Source organism: Pseudomonas sp. GM50, assembly GCF_000282375.1.
GTDB lineage: Bacteria > Pseudomonadota > Gammaproteobacteria > Pseudomonadales > Pseudomonadaceae > Aquipseudomonas.
The window spans coordinates 13,460-29,568 of sequence record NZ_AKJK01000057.1 but is presented as its reverse complement, the minus strand read 5'-3'; the positions used below and the strand labels follow the sequence as shown (position 1 = coordinate 29,568).

The 16,109-nt window shown below is 60.2% G+C and carries 14 protein-coding genes; 2 read left to right on the top strand and 12 right to left on the bottom strand.

Annotated elements, in window-relative coordinates; translation table 11 throughout:
- Positions 1-2: 2 nt before the first annotated feature.
- Positions 3-1,070 (bottom strand): phosphotransferase family protein, encoded by a 1,068-nt coding sequence (locus PMI30_RS15535; protein ID WP_008009685.1) that lies wholly within the window; start codon positions 1,068-1,070, stop codon positions 3-5.
- A 190-nt stretch (positions 1,071-1,260) separates the two neighbouring features.
- On the opposite strand from PMI30_RS15535, the gene PMI30_RS15540 reads away from it, so the two are divergent.
- On the top strand, positions 1,261-1,656 hold the full coding sequence (locus PMI30_RS15540) for a DUF4280 domain-containing protein (protein ID WP_007899527.1): 396 nt from the start codon (positions 1,261-1,263) through the stop codon (positions 1,654-1,656).
- Between the two features lie 239 nt (positions 1,657-1,895).
- Here the strand turns inward: PMI30_RS15540 and PMI30_RS15545 are convergent, their stop codons facing one another.
- From PMI30_RS15545 to tssB, 11 genes are all read right to left on the bottom strand, one after another.
- Positions 1,896-2,438 (bottom strand): toxin-antitoxin system YwqK family antitoxin, encoded by a 543-nt coding sequence (locus PMI30_RS15545; RefSeq protein WP_008009682.1) that lies wholly within the window; start codon positions 2,436-2,438, stop codon positions 1,896-1,898.
- Between the two features lie 12 nt (positions 2,439-2,450).
- On the bottom strand, positions 2,451-4,460 hold the full coding sequence (gene tssI / locus PMI30_RS15550; RefSeq protein ID WP_008009680.1) for a type VI secretion system Vgr family protein: 2,010 nt from the start codon (positions 4,458-4,460) through the stop codon (positions 2,451-2,453).
- 33 nt (positions 4,461-4,493) lie between these two features.
- Positions 4,494-4,976 carry a hypothetical protein gene (locus PMI30_RS15555; protein WP_008009679.1) on the bottom strand — a complete coding sequence of 161 codons (483 nt, stop codon included), beginning with the start codon at positions 4,974-4,976 and terminating at the stop codon, positions 4,494-4,496.
- Positions 4,973-6,694, bottom strand: coding sequence for a hypothetical protein (locus tag PMI30_RS15560; RefSeq protein ID WP_008009677.1), 1,722 nt, complete (start codon positions 6,692-6,694; stop codon positions 4,973-4,975). The genes PMI30_RS15555 and PMI30_RS15560 overlap by 4 nt, the downstream gene beginning before the upstream one ends.
- 89 nt (positions 6,695-6,783) lie before the next feature.
- Positions 6,784-9,327, bottom strand: coding sequence for a type VI secretion system ATPase TssH (tssH, locus tag PMI30_RS15565; protein WP_008009675.1), 2,544 nt, complete (start codon positions 9,325-9,327; stop codon positions 6,784-6,786).
- A 2-nt stretch (positions 9,328-9,329) separates the two neighbouring features.
- Positions 9,330-10,355, bottom strand: coding sequence for a type VI secretion system baseplate subunit TssG (tssG, locus tag PMI30_RS15570; RefSeq protein ID WP_008009674.1), 1,026 nt, complete (start codon positions 10,353-10,355; stop codon positions 9,330-9,332).
- The gene (gene tssF, locus PMI30_RS15575) at positions 10,319-12,112 is read right to left on the bottom strand and encodes a type VI secretion system baseplate subunit TssF (RefSeq protein WP_008009672.1); all 1,794 of its coding nucleotides are present in this window, start codon (positions 12,110-12,112) and stop codon (positions 10,319-10,321) included. The genes tssG and tssF overlap by 37 nt, the downstream gene beginning before the upstream one ends.
- Positions 12,096-12,539 carry a type VI secretion system baseplate subunit TssE gene (gene tssE, locus PMI30_RS15580; RefSeq protein ID WP_008009671.1) on the bottom strand — a complete coding sequence of 148 codons (444 nt, stop codon included), beginning with the start codon at positions 12,537-12,539 and terminating at the stop codon, positions 12,096-12,098. Before tssE ends, tssF begins: the two co-directional genes overlap by 17 nt.
- Positions 12,540-12,554: 15 nt before the next feature.
- A complete protein-coding gene (locus PMI30_RS15585) occupies positions 12,555-13,052 on the bottom strand; it encodes an Hcp family type VI secretion system effector (protein WP_007906301.1) in 498 nt (165 codons plus the stop codon).
- A gap of 142 nt (positions 13,053-13,194) precedes the next feature.
- Positions 13,195-14,682, bottom strand: a complete 1,488-nt coding sequence (tssC, locus tag PMI30_RS15590) for a type VI secretion system contractile sheath large subunit (protein WP_008009668.1) — start codon at positions 14,680-14,682, stop codon at positions 13,195-13,197.
- 28 nt (positions 14,683-14,710) lie between these two features.
- Positions 14,711-15,253 (bottom strand): type VI secretion system contractile sheath small subunit, encoded by a 543-nt coding sequence (tssB, locus tag PMI30_RS15595; protein WP_008009666.1) that lies wholly within the window; start codon positions 15,251-15,253, stop codon positions 14,711-14,713.
- A 228-nt stretch (positions 15,254-15,481) separates the two neighbouring features.
- Here tssB and PMI30_RS15600 point away from each other — a divergent pair, with 228 nt between their 5' ends.
- Positions 15,482-15,931, top strand: a complete 450-nt coding sequence (locus tag PMI30_RS15600) for a hypothetical protein (RefSeq protein WP_007906309.1) — start codon at positions 15,482-15,484, stop codon at positions 15,929-15,931.
- The last annotated feature ends 178 nt before the right edge of the window (positions 15,932-16,109 follow it).

Here is a 16,109-nt window from a genome sequence, read left to right as displayed (position 1 = left end):
GATCAGAGGCTGGATTTCTGGATGACTTGCAGGCTCATCTGCTCCAGCAGTTTGTTCATGTGAATGAACTGTGCGAAGCGTTTGTCCTGGGTCTGACCATGGAAGAAGCGGTAGTAGATCTGCTGCACGATGCCGGCCAGACGGAACAGGCCATAGGTGTAGTAGAAGTCGAAATTGTCGATCTGGATGCCGGCGCGCTCGGCGTAGTAATCGACGAACTCACGGCGGGTCAGCATGCCGGGAGCGTGGCTTGGCTGGCGCCGCATCAGTTGCACCGGCGCCGGGTCGTCGGCTTCGATCCAGTAGGCGAGGGTGTTGCCCAAGTCCATCAGCGGGTCGCCGAGGGTGGTCAGTTCCCAATCCAGCACGCCGATGATCTGCATCGGGTTGTCGGGGTCGAGGATCACGTTGTCGAAGCGGTAATCGTTGTGGACGATGCTCGACGTTGGGTGGTCGGCCGGCATCTTGTCGTTGAGCCAGGCCTTGACCGCTTCCCACTTGGGCGCGTCCGGGGTCAGGGCTTTTTCGTAGCGCTCGCTCCAGCCTTTGATTTGCCGTGCCACATAGCCTTCGGGTTTGCCGAGGTCGCCCAGGCCATAGGCCTTGTAGTCGACCCGGTGCAATTCCACGAACTTGTCGATGAAGCTCTTGCACAGGGTTTCGGTCTTCGCTGAATCAAGCCCCAGTTCTGGTGGCAGTTCGGAGCGCAGAATGATGCCCTTGACCCGTTCCATCACATAAAACTCGGCGCCGATCACTGATTCGTCGGTGCAGTGCACATAGGCTTTTGGACAATAGGGGAAGCCGTCCCGCAGCTGATTGAGAATGCGAAATTCGCGGCCCATGTCATGGGCGGATTTGGCCTTGTGGCCGAACGGTGGCCGACGCAGGACGAATTCCTGTACGGGGTATTCCAGCAGGTAAGTCAGGTTCGACGCACCGCCCGGAAACTGGCTGATTTTCGGTAAGCCGCTCAGGCCCGGAATGTGCGCCTTGAGGTACGGATCGATCAGGCTGGCATCGAGTTCTTCGCCAGAGCGGATACGGGTGGACTGGTCAGTAAGCGCCATGCTTATCCCTTCTGCTTATTTTGGAGGCCAGACATCATTGGCTAATCTAATGGTGCGCCGGGGTGGCCACAAGCGCGGCACGGTCTTATAGGTTAGCGTGTTGCCGGATAATCAGCGTTCCTGATGTGCACGAACAGGCCAGGCGGGCTATGGTTTCAGGGGAGCGCCGCTTCCAGGAAGGAGATTCGACATGGGCTGTCCGCAAGTTTGCGCCACCGCGACCCTGCAATGCAGTTTCGGCGCGGCACCAGCGGTACTCAACGTGCTGCCGGTGAATCGCACGCTGACCGGAGGCATGCCAGCGGCGAACATCATGGATCACATTCCGCTGGTCAACGTCATGCCGTTCGGCACGTGCATGAGCATGGCCAACCCGATGGTCGCGGCCGCCACTGCCGCAGCGCTTGGCGTATTGACGCCGATGCCCTGCATCCCGGCCACCGCCACCCCCTGGATTCCCGGTGGCGCGCCGACCCTGCTGCTGGGCGGCATGCCGGCCATCGATGCCAACAGCACCCTGATGTGCAACTGGGCCGGCGTGATCAAGATTGTGATGCCGGGGCAGATGCAAATGCTGATTCCCTGACTCACACAAGGGATCTTCTGTGAATGCAGTATTTGTGAATAACAGTGATCACTGTGGGAGCGGGCTTGCCCGCGAAGGCGGGGTGTCAGGCGATATCGATATTGGATGCGCGGGCCTCATCGCGAGCAGGCTCGCTCCCACAAGGGATCTTCTGTGGATGCAGTATCTGTATACGGCGCGGATCAAATTGTGGGAGCGAGCCTGCTCGCGATGAGGCCATGATATTCACCACAACAGGCTCAGGCCTCGGCCGGATCACTCCAGCGTCTGAACCACCAGCGCACCCGTGAGATCGGCTTGCCTTCGGCGTCCAGCGGTCGCCCATCAGCAGCAAAACCCTGTTCCGGTTCCAGCAGTTGACCGTTGAGATAACGGGCCTCCACGGCCGGTTTACCGTTGGGGTGAAAACGCTGATACCGCCCCTCGCGCACGCCATCGCGGTAGAACTCGGCCTCGGCCAGTTGCCCGTCGGGAAAGTAATTGAACGCCTCGCCATGCAGCAGCCCTCGGCGGTAAGTCGCCTTGCGCTGTAGCCAGCCTTGCGGCGCATAAAAACTGGCGATCCCCTGCAGCTTGTCACGAACAAACGGCAGTTGCGCCGAGACCTTGCCGTTGGAGTGATAGAGCAGGGTAGTGCCTTGCAGCTCGCCCTGGCTGTAGTGCAAATCAGCCTGCGCGCGACCGTCATCCTTGATGTGCAACGCACCGTCGAGCTGGCCATCGAGCAAGCGACCTTTGAGCTGTTTATCGTTCTGCTGCAAGTCCAGCGGGGTGATGGCCATGGGTTCTCCTTGTCAGTTGACCTGCACCAGCCCACCCTTGATGGTCAGCATGCCGCCGCCATCCACGGTCTGTGAAGCGGCGGCCTTGTTGGTCAGGCTGATCCCGGCATCGTTGGTCATTGTCGTGCCTGCCTTGTTTTCCAATGAGGTACCGGCCTGATTGCTCAGGGAGGTGCCGGCCTTCTGGCTGATCGAGGTGCTGGCCTCGGCCGCCAGATCGGCGCCGCTCTTGATCGTGAAACTGCCGCCGCTCTGCAGGGTCAGGGTGCCGGTCACCTTGATGGTCAGGTTGCCGTCCACCGTCAGGCTGTAATCACCGGTCACCTTGTGCGTGTAATTACCACCGGTGCTGTGGGTCTGGTCAGCGCCCACAGTCACTGTGCGACTGTCCTTCACATCCAGATTGTCGCTGCCAGTCTGGATGGTCACGCTGCGTTTGCCTTTTTCAAGGGTCACGGTCTCGTCGCCTTCTTTCACCGTGCGCGTGCGGGCGTTCTGTACGGTCAATGTTTCGTCGTGGCCGACAGTGGCGGTGGTGTCGTTGAGCACATTGATCTTGAAATCCTTCTGCGCCTGCAAAAACACCTCTTCGGCATCCTTCTTGTCCTCGAAGCGCAACTCGTTGAAACCGCCACCGCCCTTGGACGATTGGGTCTTGATTCCGGACTGGGTCTGATTGGCCGGCAGCGCATAGGGCAGGGCGTTGTTGCCGTTGTAGACGCAACCGGTCACCAGCGGCCGATCCGGGTCGCCATCGATAAACGTCACGATCACTTCCTGGCCGATGCGCGGCACGAACTGCATGCCGAAACCCTTACCGCTCCAAGGCAGCACCACACGGACCCAGCAGGAACTGGCTTCGTCGTTCTTGCCGTCGCGATCCCACGGGAACTGCAACTTGATGCGGCCGTATTCGTCGGTCCAGATTTCTTCGCCCGACTTGCCGACCACGATGGCGGTTTGCGTGTGCATTCGCGGCTTTGGTGTGGTTCTCACCGGGCGAAAAGGCGTGGCTTTGGGGATGGCTTCGAAGCGATTGCGATAGCTGTCGTGGCTGGCTTCATGAGTCACCGCCGTCACCACCCAATCGATGTTCAACGTCGAATCATCGTGCTCTGCAAGAGTGAACCAGTGCCCCGGCACCAGCCAGCGGCAATCGCTCTCACCGACAAAACGCTTCTCCTGACTGCGCAATCCATCGACGCGCTGCTTGGTCAGCGCATCGCCCCGGGCCTTGGCGTTGTAGCCGCCCGGATGTTCGTACATCGACCGAGGCCCGGCGACGGCTTCGGCCTGGCCGTAGAGTGAAGTGGTCGGGGTGGTGAACTCGTAATCCGTTGCCCGATACACTCCGGCCACCGCTTGCACGCAGACCTGCCCGGAGCGAATGCCGTGCAGTTCGCGCTCGCCCACGTGCTGGCCGAGATAACTCACCTTTGGGCCATTGGGGATCGGCACGAAAGCATCGCTGCTGTCACCCAACACCAATGTGTGCTTGCCGTCTTCATGAGTGAAGAACCAGAAAATCCCTTCTTCTTCCAACAACCGCGAAACGAACGCGAAATCGGTTTCGCCGTACTGCACGCAGTATTCGCGTGGGGTGTAGCTGCCGCTGAGCTTCAGCAGGAAGTCGGTAAAACCATGAGCCTTGAAAATCGTGGTGACGATGTCAGAGGTGCTGAGGTTCTGGAATACGCGGTTGTTGCTGGCCAGGGTCAGCCACCAGAGCCATGGTCGCAGTACAAGCTGATAGCGCTCAGCGGTGGCGTCGGCCGGGAGTTGGCGGATTTCGGCGACCAGGGCGTCCATTGGACGGGTCAGGGCGTCGTTGTGCAGGGTGGTCGTGACGTGTGTGGCGACGGCCGTGGTCAGGGTGAGCGAGGTGCCGTCGTTGAGGCCATTGAGGGTTAGCGTGCCCAGCGAATTGAGGGTTTCTTCGCCGGACAGCGACTCAGGGTATAGCGCCGACAGCGAGGCGGCGGTGAGGGAAAGGCTGGTATTGCTGTCGGTGGTGCGGGGCATTGAATGGCCTCAGGTGGTGGGTAAGGGGAAGATTTACCACTTGAACGTGCCGCCTTTTTCATGGATTGCAGCCTGGTTGTCGCTGACCCACCCATCCATCGCTCTCTCATTTCCATAGACGTAGCTGTACATCAATACCGAGTTACCGACATAGGGGCCGAGTTGTGGTGCACAAAGAGGGCAGGGGCTGAGTTCGATATAGATACGGGTGACGAAGTTGCTGTAATCACCGTCCGGAAGGGCGACGCTATTGATCGCCTGGACCAATGCACTGATTTCCGCATGCCCGCGCAGGGTAGTGACGACTTTCTTGGTCGTGGTGGTGTAGTTGCCGAGAAGATCCAGCTTCAATGCGCTGTCGCCGAATTTGTACATCAGCACGCCCCGTGCGGCATCGAAATGTTCGACCAGGGCGAAACAGGTTCCATGAGACGCTCCCGACCCGGCCAGGGCGCGACGAGTTGAAGAGGATTCATGGCAAATACTGGCCAAGTCGGGAATGGCCCCGCCGCTCATGTTAGTGATATCCCCTCGTTGCGCCAGAACACTTTCCATTCAGTTGTAGTGGTTACGTATCCAACGCAGTTGACGACGTGCTGTTCGGCTCCCCATTTTTTGTCAAAGTGCAATAGTTGTGCGTCAAGGTCATGATTTAATTCGGCCAGTTTTTTATAGATCAAATCCGCGCAAGTGATAATGGTGGTCACTTGTGGGTCGCTTAGCCCCCGCACGTTTTCGGGGCGCGTCCTGAAATACACGATCAACGCCACTGCCAGGTTGGCGGCAAAGGGTGAGAGGTCCGTCGTCTGGGCAATATAAATTGCCAGTTGGGTGCGATTGCTGGTGTTGAAGTTGATGTCCCATTCGAAGTCGATATCGTGGGAGGAGATACGGTTGGCATCAGGGTTCGCCGAGCCTCTAGGTAGCCTTCTCCCCTCACTTGTTGTTAATCGGGGTGGAATGAAGACCGCTTTTCTTCCTCCCCTGACGGGCCTGGCCGGTACGTATTCGTTCAGGGCTTCTATGCCTGCCATGACCATGGCAATCCCCTCTGGGGGCTTGGCTGCATCGGGAAGTGTTTTGTTGATCTCTCTGTAAGGGGCCAGCGTACTAATAGTTCGGCTCGCATCGCCTTGTACCTGCAGCGTACTTCCTCCAAAACCGCCTGCACTGCTCATTGCCGAGCCGACAACCATTAATGAACGATCTTCGGTTCCGATAGCCAATAATGAGGGTGTTGAACTAATGGCACGGTTTTTGTCGTAATACGCCACAAGGCTATCGCAAAGTGCAGGCGCCAGTACGCTTCTTACGCCTTGTGTCAGCGTGTGTTCGGCGCCCAGAGCATAAATCAGAAGGTCGACATACGTTACAACGTCACGCCCATCTTGTTGTTCGAAAATCAGTCGAATTTTTGTTGAGTTTTCTACGCTCTCTACTTTCTTGAGTTTATAAACATGCCGACGCGTTTCATAAACTTCTTCTACGGTATTGTTTCTGTCGCCCGCCGGAAATGCTTCGCTGAACCTGACCTTGGCATTCCAGGCGTCTTTATCTCTCCCCGGGCGAGTGAACCAGCAAGTTACATTCATTTTCCGCATGTCAGCCAATTCTACAGCCCACGCCGCAGTCGCAGACCCACCGTACACAGCAACAATGGTTTCTTCGGGTGAGAGACTGAGCGGCGTTGTCCAATCCGGGGACATGAAGTCATTGCCTTTGATAATGCGTCTGCCAAAGCCTGCGATCTCTTCTTCCGACAGGATTCCCGCTTCGGTAGCGAGTGGCCGGGCAGGCCCCGGTCCCGGCGCGAAAATGACCCTGTCGCAGGTAATGATGCCGCCGATTTCACCTTCGACATGAGTGGCAAGCAAGTACTTTGATCCCTCTTTGGTTATTCGATAAACATACGAGTCAGCAAGTTGGGCGCAAGAATGTTGAGTCAGGTAGTGCTGTATTGTTCTCGAAAATTGTCCTGCGGTCAGGAAGCCCCGGTCTGACAGTTGCTGAGGGGTGAATCCTCTGACTTCCCGGCCACGGCCCAAAAGGTTCCCGGTCAGGAGTTGCGTGGGTTGTCCCATGGCATGGGCGTGACTCATTTTTTGCCAGAGGTCGGCGCCACCCACCACGCCTACATTACCTAACGCTTGATTCGTGGATGTTAAGTACTGTTTTACGGACAGGAGATAGGCGGCTGACGAAATACCTGTGCCGATAATGATGGTGATTGGCATGGTGGGCTCCTTAAGTCATTCAGAATGATCTGCCTTTTATTCAGCTTCTTTTTGGCTGCATTGACGCCATGGAAGTCTCCCGACGGGACTCACTCCAACACCCACTCCGCCAACTTCCCCGTCACCTGCGTCATCAACACATTCTCAACATCCCTTGCCCCAGCCGCACTGCACTTGGCCAACACCGCCTGCACAATCCCGGCATCAAATTCAAACTGTTTCCCGGTGGCAGCCTTATACCGCCCGCGCAATTTCTCCAGCTTCGCCAACACAATCCCTTCCAGCGTCGCCTCATCCAGCGGCCGATACGCCACCACCGTCATGCGCGCCAGAAACGCTGGTCGAAACGCTTTCAGCAGCACTTTGTGCAACGCTTCGTTGAAGGCATCAGTGCCCAGTTGCGCGACCGGTGTATCGAGCAGCAACTCAGCGCCAACGTTGCTGGTGGCGAGCATCACGGTGTTTTTGAAATCCACGACCAACCCGGTACCGTCTTCCATGACGCCTTTGTCGAAGACGTTGTAGAACGCCTCCAGCACATCCGGGTGGGCCTTTTCGATTTCGTCCAGCAGCACCACCGAATAGGGCTTGCGCCGTACCGCTTCGGTGAGCACGCCACCGCTGCCGTAACCGACGTAGCCGGGGGGGGCGCCTTTGAGTTGGCTGACGGTGTGGGCTTCCTGGTATTCGGAAAGGTTGATGCTGATCAGGTTGCGTTCGCCGCCATACAGCGCATCGGCCAACGCATAAGCGGTTTCGGTTTTGCCCACGCCCGTGGGGCCGACCAGCAGGAACACGCCGACCGGCTTCTGTGGGTCGGTGAGGCCGGCGCGGTAGGCTTGCAGGCGTTGGGCGATGGTGTTCAGCGCGGTGCTTTGGCCCATGACCCGCTGGCCCATGCGCTGGCCGAGGGTGCGTACGGCGTGGGCTTCGTCGGCGAGCATCTTGCCCACCGGAATTCCGGTCCAGCCGGCGATTACGGCGGCTACGGTTTTCGCATCGACTTGTTCCGGCACCAGCGGATCGTCCTGGCGAATGGCATCCAGACCAGCCTCGAGTCGTACCAGTTCAGCGGCCAGATGATCGATGCGGCTGTCAGTAGCTTCGTCCGGTTTTTCGTTGTCGGCGCGCTCGCTCAAAGTGAGTAACTCGCGGCGGGTTTCCAGCAGTTCGCGCACGGCGATCCGTTCTTCGTTCCAGCGGATTTCCAGGTCGCGAATGGCTTGCACGTTACCGACTGATTCGGTTTCCAGCAGGGTGATGCGCTCACGATGATCGAGCCCGGTGGCTTGTTCGCGACGCAGGCGTTCGACTTCATCCTTGAGGCTGTTCTGGCGATGGCGCAGGCTTTCCAGCGGCGGCGGCACGTCGTGCTGGCCGAGGGCGACCCGGGCGCAGGCGGTGTCGAGCACGCTGATGGCTTTGTCCGGCAACTGACGCCCGGAGATGTAGCGGTGGGACAGTTTCACTGCTTCGTGGATCGCCGCGTCCAGTACCTGCACGCCATGATGCTGTTCCAGTTTCGCGGCCACGCCACGGAGCATTTCCACGGCAGTGGTTTCGTCCGGTTCCTCGACTTGCACCAATTGAAAACGCCGAGCGAGGGCCGGGTCCTTCTCGAAGTATTTTTTGTACTCAAGCCAGGTCGTGGCGGCGAGGGTGCGCAACTCGCCACGGGCCAGCGCCGGTTTGAGCAGGTTGGCCGCGTCGCTGCCGCCTTCCGCGCCGCCAGCGCCAATCAGGGTGTGGGCTTCGTCGATGAATAAAATGATCGGTTTATCGGCGCTGCGCACCGCGTCAATCACGCCTTTGAGCCGCTGTTCGAACTCGCCTTTGACCCCGGCTCCGGCCTGCAACAAACCGAGGTCGAGTACCCGCAGGCTGACTTCCTGCAGCGACGGCGGTACATCGCCGGCGGCAATGCGCAGGGCCAGGCCTTCGACCACGGCTGTCTTGCCCACGCCCGGCGCGCCGACCAGGATCGGGTTGTTCTGCCGACGCCTGAGCAGGATGTCGATGCACTGACGAATCTCGCCGTCGCGCCCGACGATGGGGTCGATGCGCCCGGCATGAGCGTCGGCGGTCAGGTCTTGGGTGAACTGATCGAGCACCGAATCCTGTTTCGGCTGCGGCTTGCCGGCATTGACAGGCCGCGTGCCGCCGACGTGTTCGCGAGAGTTTTCGGTCCACTCCAGCAGGTTGCTGCGCAAGGCTTCCCGCGGAATTTTCAACAGCGACGAGGCGCTATTGAGCAGCAGGCTGCGGCGTTCATCGCGGTCGAGCAAAGCCAGCAGCAGCAAGCCGGAACGAATGCTGTCGAGACCGAGCACGCTGGCTTGAACCACCGCGTCTTCGAGCAGGCCGATGGTTTGCGCCGAGAGCGCCGGGGTGCGGGTGCTGCCGGATTTGAACAGTTCCAGGGCCTTGTTGATTTCCGCCGTCAGGGCATCGCGCTCCAGGCCGAAGCGCGGCAGCAGGTAGGCGAAGTCACCGCCCTCAATGTCCAGCAACTCAAGCAGCAGGTGCTCGATTTCGACGTAATGATGACCCCGTTGCAGGCAGCGTTGCGCGGCCCGTTCAAGGGCGCGGCGGTTGTCCGGGTTGAGGCGTCCGATCAGGCTGGCCAGTTCCATGTTCAGGTGATCTCCAGCTGACGAAGGCGGGTTTCGATCTGTTGCACGGCGAGGCTGGTCTGGCGTTGCAGGCCGCCGTTCCAACTGAGCAAGGGCGGGGCCTGGCGACCGAGTTTGATCGGGCTGGCACCGCGCACCAACAGCACCAGGGTGCAATCCAGATCGGGACCGAAATACAGCGCGCTGAGGCTGGCCAGTGCTGGGTGGGATTCGCCGTCCGGCAGAAACCGCGTCGCCTGCGCCGAGGTCAGCGGGCCGAGCGTCAGGCGGATGCCGGCGTGTTCATCCCAGACCCGGGTGCCGGCCACGGCGCTGCGGCCCAGTTGCAGGTTGCGGCCTCCCGGTTGCAGGCGGCTGCGACTGGCGGGTGGGATTTCCCGCCAGGCACCTTCATAGGCGCTGAGTGCGACCGGCAGTTCGAAGTGCTCGCGCACAATCGCGGCGAAGCCGGCGAGGGAGCGACGACCGTCGGCAAACAGCGCGCTGCATGCCAGTACGGCGGAATCGGGAACGGCCTGGCGTTCCTGCAAGGCTTTGGGCAACAACCCGGTCAGCGCCCGCAGTTGCGCCTGCACCGGGGATGCGCCGGGGGCCGTAAAGCCGACGGCAATCCGGTGTTTGCGCATCACTTTGTACAGCAGGCTCAGCAAGCGATGCTGGAATAGGTCGAGGAACTCGGCCGGTGCATGGTCCTTGGCGCGGGCCCGTTGCTGCAGCCATTCCTGATAAGCGTAGGGCAGGGGACCGTCGGGCCCGCCGAGGCCAAACACCGGAGTACTGAGCGTCGGTTGCTGACCGGGTTCCTGGGTCAGGCTTTCGATTTCGCTGGCGGAAAAAAGCGCCGTTAACGGCCCGCGCAGTCGCAGGGCTTCCGCTTGAGGCGCGGTGCCGCTGCCCAGGGATTCGGCTTGTGGGTGTTCGCGTTCCAGCAGCAGTAACGCCTGCAATAACTCAAACGCCTGTGGATCGCGCCGCAGCTTTTGACTCAGGCTCAGAGGGAGAGTGGCATGCCGGCTTGGGGTTGCCATGTCTTGACCTCCTTGTCTGACTGGACCAGGACCGTGCGCACAAAGCGATTGGCCGTGGCATAGAGTGAAAAGAATTGCGCCAGCACCGCTGAGAACAACACGGCGCTGCTGCCGACGAAATGCTGCGGATCGAGTTGCAGCTGAACCTCCAGCCCATTGCGCCAGCCGCGCCACGCATCTTCGCCGACATGGGCGATCACCCGTTCACAGCCAAGGCCGAGCAAGCCTTCGATCTGCCGCAGGGCGCTGGCCTCGTCACGCAGGTTGTGCAGTTGGAGGATTTCCTGGAGGGCATCCAGCGCCTGCGGCCCCTCGACCAGCGACAAATGATTGAGGGTCAGTTGCGATACCAACCGCCAACGGGATTCACCGTCCAGTCGCGGCAGGCTTTGCGGGCTGGGTGGATTGCGCAGGCGTGCCCAGGCCACTGGCCCCGGTCGTTCGAAACCCAGTGGTGTCCCGGCCGGAAGGCTCTGGGCCAAGTGTCGGTTGGTGCACAGCAGTTCGGCGGTGAGGCTGTATTCGGTGGTCTCCGACAATGGATCGAGTCGGGTGTCCACCAGGCTCACCATCAGGTCGGTGCCCAGGCGATTCGGGGTCATGCCACTGACCCGTCGCGCGTGCCAGTAGCATTGCTTTTCACCGCCGATGTGCTGGCTGCCGTAATAAGCGGGAACGCGCAGCACACCTTGACTGGAACTGGCGCGCATCGCTCGGATGCTGTGGATCTCGACGCTGTTTTCCCGGTGGCTGTCGGCGACCAGGCGGTACTCGCTGCGGGTGCCGTCCGGGCGCAGGGGCTCCGAGGTTCGCGGAAACAGGTTGATCACCGGTGCACAGCCCAAGGCGAAGTCGCTGGCCTGAAGGTGCAGACGGTTGGCCGGGGCGCGGTCGAAGACGATGTACAGGTACAGCGTCTGGCTGTCGCTGGTGGCACCGGCCAACGGGATATCGAAGAAATTGAATTTGTCCGGGAAGGCGAAATACTCGGCGAGCAGGCGCATGCCCGGATGCACGCCGTCCTCGTCCGGCAACAGCACTTCGTCGCTGGCGAAACCGACGATGTCTGGCAGCCCCGCAAGCACTTTAGGCACGCTGCCGACGGGGCCGGCCAGCACCTTCACGGCATGGGCGCCGAGCAGGTCATACAGGCAGGCGTTGATCACCGGGGAGGCGGCGAGGTGCACGCGCAACTGTTTGATCGCCAACTCCGACCACTGGCTTTCGCCGAGACAGCGCAGGCTCAGGCGCAGCGCTGAGCGCGCCTGTGCAACGCCGGTCAGGGCCTGCGCTTCGTCGCTGCCCAGCAACAGCGCTTCATTGATTTCCAGCGGCCACAAGCGAACCGCGGCGCTGGTGCGAAAATGGATGCTTTCGCCTTTAGTGGTGGTGACGAACAGCGGCGTGTCCCTGGGCAACGGGTAACCACCGGCGAGGTTGCCTTTGCTCGGGTCCGGCTCGAACTTCACGATCGCGCAGGACGGTAATGGCCGCATGGCCAGCGGGTAAAGCTGTTCGAGCAAGGCGTCGCTGAATTCGGCGTAGTCGTCATCAAGCCGCCGTTGCAAACGCGCCGCGAGCAAGGCAAAACCTTCGAGCAGTCGTTCGACATGCGGATCGGGGCATTCTCCGGGGGACAATTCCAGGCGCCTGGCGACCTTGGGATAACGCTCGGCGAAAATGCTCCCGGCGTGCCGCAACCAGGTCAGTTCGCGCTGGTAGTAATCGAGCAGTTGCGGGTCAATCGAGTCGCTCATGACGCACCTCAAGGCCATTGCCGGCCTTCTCGATGACAAATGCCACGGGCCAGTGTTGCTGGCCGCTGCGCAACTCGCCCAGGAGCCGAATGCTCAGTTGCTGCGGATGGCCGGGGACCGGATTGACCTGGACCTCGCCCAGTTGCAGACGCGGTTCGAAATGGGTGATGGCCTCGCGAATTTCCCGTGCCAACTGACGACGGTCATCGCTGCGCTGCTGTTGCAAGGCGGTCCAGTCAGCGATGCCGTAGTCGAGAATGCTCGGCGGGGAGGTCAGTGGACGTTGGCCGCGTCGGGTGTTGAACAGGCGCAGCAACTCCGTGTGTACCGAGTCGAGCAGCCCCTGGCGATCGAACACCTGCACGGTGTCGACCTCGCTTGAAGCGAGGCGCTCGAACAACGGTGGGAGGATGCCGGTGCCTGCCATGGCCGACGCGTCCGCTTACTTGACGAGCTTGTTGGCGGCCATGTCCCAGGTCGAGGCGGCCGTGCCTTCCTTGGTGCCGTCGTCTTTCTGGGCGGTGAGTTCCCATTTGATCTTGGTGAAGTTCAGCGACAGGGTTTCCACCGGTTTACCACCGGTACCGCCGCTGACGCTGACGTTGGACAGCACGACGTTGGTCAGGGTGTAGATGATGAACGGCATCAGCTGACCGCTGCCTTCGGCGGCGTTGCGGCCGATGGTGATTTTGGCTTCCGGGATTGGTTTGCCGGCGCAGCAATACTCGTTGAGAGAGGGCGTCGAGCTGTCGACGAATTTGGTCAGGGTGAACTCGCCGATGTGCGGCTTGCCGGAGGTACGCTCCGAGTTGCTGACGTCATTGGTCACCTGCATCGCCACGTTGTGGCTGTAGGACATGACTTCGATCTTGTCCTTGTAACCCTCGAGCAGGCTATCGCCTTTGATGTCGCCGCCGAGGTCGAGAATGATTGCATCCATCGCATGAAACTCCTGAAGAAATTCAATTTAGACCTGTGGCGAGGGGGCTAGCGCCCGTTGGGTTGCGCAGCAGACCTAAAAGCAAGGGCCGCTGCACGCCCCAACGGAGGCAAGCCCTCTCGCCACAGAGGTTTCACCGACTTTAGGCGGCTACCGGTGGCGGCAGGGTCGCGACCAGGCGGATCGATGCGGTCAGCTCTTCGAGCTGGAAGTGCGGCCGCAGGAACACCGTGGCCTTGTAGGCACCCGGTTTGCCGGCCACCTCGGTTACATCCACCCGGGCTTCACGCAACGGGTATTGCGCCTTGATCTCTTGCGGCGCGTTGTCGTTGATCAGCACGTAGTCGGCGATCCAGTTATTGAGGTAGGTCTGCACGTTGTCGCGGGTCATGAAGCTGCCGACCTTGTCGCGCATGATCACCTTCAGGTAATGCGCGAAACGCGAGGCCGCGAGCACGTACGGCAGCATCGCCGAAATCCGCGCGTTGGCGTTCGCTTCGTTGGTGTTGTAGAGCTTGGATTTGTTGGTGGTCTGGCCGCCGAAGAACACTGCCACGTCGCTGTTTTTCTTGTGGCACAGGGCGATGAAGCCGAGGTCGTTGAGTTCTTTCTCGCGTCGGTCGGTGATCGCCACTTCAGTCGGGCATTTGAGTGACAGGTCGCCAGAGGTTGTGCGGAAGGTATGGGCCGGCAAGCCTTCCACCGCACCACCGCCTTCGGCACCGCGAATCGCCGCGCACCAGCCGTACTTGGCGAAGGCTTCGGTGATTCGTTGCGACAAGGCCCACGCGGCATTGCCCCACAGGTATTTGCCGTGGTCGCTGCCGTTGACGTCTTCGACGTAGTTGATGCCTTCCACCGGCGACGTGTCAGGGCCGTAGGGCAGACGCAGCAGGAAGTGCGGCAGCACCAGCGACACATAACGCGAATCTTCGCTTTCGCGGAACGAACGCCATTTGATCAGCTCCTGGCTTTCGAAGACTTTCGACAGGTCACGCGGCACGGCCAGTTCGGTGAAGCTGTTCATGTCGAACAACCGGGGGCTGGCGGCAGCAATGAACGGCGCGTGAGCGGCTGCGGCAACGTTCGAGAGTTTCTCCAGCAGGCCGATGTCCTGCGGGTGCCGGCCGAAGGTGTAGTCACCCACCAGCAGGCTGAACGGGTGGCCGCCGAAGGTGCCGTATTCTTCTTCGTAGATCTTCTTGAACAGCGCGCTCTGGTCGAACTCGACGGCTTTTTCCAGATCGTTCTGCAGCTCTTTCTGGGTCACGTTGAGCAACCGTAATTTCAGCCGGGAACTGGTCTCGGTGTTTTTCACCAGCAGGTGCAGGCCGCGCCAGGAAGCTTCGAGCTTTTGCAGGTCCGGGTGGTGCAGCACTTCATTGAGCTGAGCGCTGATCAGCTTGTCGATCTTGCTGATGCGGTCGTTGATCATCGCCACGGTGTCCTTGTCGATGGCCATGCCTTCGTCGAGTACCTGGGTGGCGAATTCCGCGAGCATGTCACGGGCGTAATCTTGCTGGCTGTCGTCATGGGCCATGCGGCCTTTGGCGATTATTTCATCGAGCAGAGACAAGGTCTGGGCGGTACTGTCGCTGGCTTGGCTCTGGGCGGCGGATGAAGCTGGCATGGCAATTTCTCCCTACGTGGATAGGTGATCAAGCTTGCGGTTCGGCCGGTACTTCTGCATCGCCTGCGGGGGCGACCGTTTCCGGGCGGGCTGACTTGATCTCTTGCAGTCCCTCGGTGTTGGCGATGACATCGCGCAACAGTTTGTCCAGATCATCGTTGCCATCGAGCTTGGTCAGCAGATCGCGCAGACGCTGACGGGCTTCGAACAGACGCCGCAGCGGGGTCACTTGCTCAACCACCTTGACCGGATCGAAGTCGTCGATGTGTTTGAAGTTGAGCTCGATGTTGAGCTTGCTGTCGTCGCCGGTGAGGGTGTTGGTGACCTGCAAGGTGGCGCGCGGGCCGATCGAGGCGAGCACTTCGTTGAAGTTGTCGCGGTCGATTTCGGTGAAGCGCCGTTCATTCAATTTCGGGAGTGGTTCGAGAGGTTTGCCGGAGAGGTCGGCAAGAATGCCGACCACCAATGGCAATTCTTTCTTCTCGATGGCGTTGCCGATTTCGACGTCGTAGGTGATTTGCACCCGGGGCGGGCGAACCCTGTCGAGCTTGTGCTGAGTACTTTCTGCCATGGTGGCTGACTCCGATGCATGAGGCGGGCGCAATGCATCGGGAGGCCCGTTTCATCGCATTCCCTTACTGGACCGTAGGTTAGAAAGGGAGGGCAGAGGACCTGTCATTCCTTTGACGAACCTTCCACATTCGTCGTGCCGACCGAACTACCCAAGACGCTAGAACAGGTCTATAAAAAAGCAAACAAAAAGCTTTTTTGGACTGTATCGAGAAAAGGAAAATTCATTTTGTACGTACGTTTTTTTTCTTTGGTTCTGCTCCTGTCACTCGCCGGGTGTTCGTTGTTCGGGCCTCGTGTCGACCTCGATAACCTGACGCTGGACGTCGCGCCCCGCGCCAACGATGACACGCCGATTGCGGTGGACTTCATTGCGGTTAACGACCCGGATCTGCTCAAGCAGTTGTCGGGTATTACCGCCCGCCAATGGTTCGCCGAGCGCGAGCAGTTTCAGCGCGACTACCGACAGCTGATGACGGTCTGGGGACTGGAGCTGGTGCCCGGTCAATTCATCGACAAACAACCCTTCCCGCTGGGGGGCCAGCGGGCGGCTGGACTTTTAGTCTTCGCCAGCTATAACACTCCCGGAGCACACCGGTTACGGCTGGACGATCAGAACAGCGCCTGGCTCAAGTTCGACAGTCGCGAGATGACGCTGGTCAGCGACCACCCGAACTGAACACAGGATTGTGGCGAGGGGGCTCTGTGGCGAGGGGGCTTGCCCCCGTTTGAGTGCGTAGCACTCACAAGATTGTTGGTGCATCAGCGATTTTGGGGCTGCTTCGCAAACCAACGGGGGCAAGCCCCCTCGCCACAGGATTGCTCCCACAAGGGCTGATGTTCAAGTCAGGCACCAC

Excerpts from the sequence above, each read along its gene's own strand:
- PMI30_RS15535 (WP_008009685.1), bottom strand. The coding sequence starts at position 1,070 with ATGGCGCTTACTGACCAGTCCACCCGTATCCGCTCTGGCGAAGAACTC.
- PMI30_RS15540 (WP_007899527.1), top strand. The coding sequence starts at position 1,261 with ATGGGCTGTCCGCAAGTTTGCGCCACCGCGACCCTGCAATGCAGTTTC.
- PMI30_RS15545 (WP_008009682.1), bottom strand. The coding sequence starts at position 2,438 with ATGGCCATCACCCCGCTGGACTTGCAGCAGAACGATAAACAGCTCAAA.
- tssI (WP_008009680.1), bottom strand. The coding sequence starts at position 4,460 with ATGCCCCGCACCACCGACAGCAATACCAGCCTTTCCCTCACCGCCGCC.
- PMI30_RS15555 (WP_008009679.1), bottom strand. The coding sequence starts at position 4,976 with ATGAGCGGCGGGGCCATTCCCGACTTGGCCAGTATTTGCCATGAATCC.
- PMI30_RS15560 (WP_008009677.1), bottom strand. The coding sequence starts at position 6,694 with ATGCCAATCACCATCATTATCGGCACAGGTATTTCGTCAGCCGCCTAT.
- tssH (WP_008009675.1), bottom strand. The coding sequence starts at position 9,327 with ATGGAACTGGCCAGCCTGATCGGACGCCTCAACCCGGACAACCGCCGC.
- tssG (WP_008009674.1), bottom strand. The coding sequence starts at position 10,355 with ATGGCAACCCCAAGCCGGCATGCCACTCTCCCTCTGAGCCTGAGTCAA.
- tssF (WP_008009672.1), bottom strand. The coding sequence starts at position 12,112 with ATGAGCGACTCGATTGACCCGCAACTGCTCGATTACTACCAGCGCGAA.
- tssE (WP_008009671.1), bottom strand. The coding sequence starts at position 12,539 with ATGGCAGGCACCGGCATCCTCCCACCGTTGTTCGAGCGCCTCGCTTCA.
- PMI30_RS15585 (WP_007906301.1), bottom strand. The coding sequence starts at position 13,052 with ATGGATGCAATCATTCTCGACCTCGGCGGCGACATCAAAGGCGATAGC.
- tssC (WP_008009668.1), bottom strand. The coding sequence starts at position 14,682 with ATGCCAGCTTCATCCGCCGCCCAGAGCCAAGCCAGCGACAGTACCGCC.
- tssB (WP_008009666.1), bottom strand. The coding sequence starts at position 15,253 with ATGGCAGAAAGTACTCAGCACAAGCTCGACAGGGTTCGCCCGCCCCGG.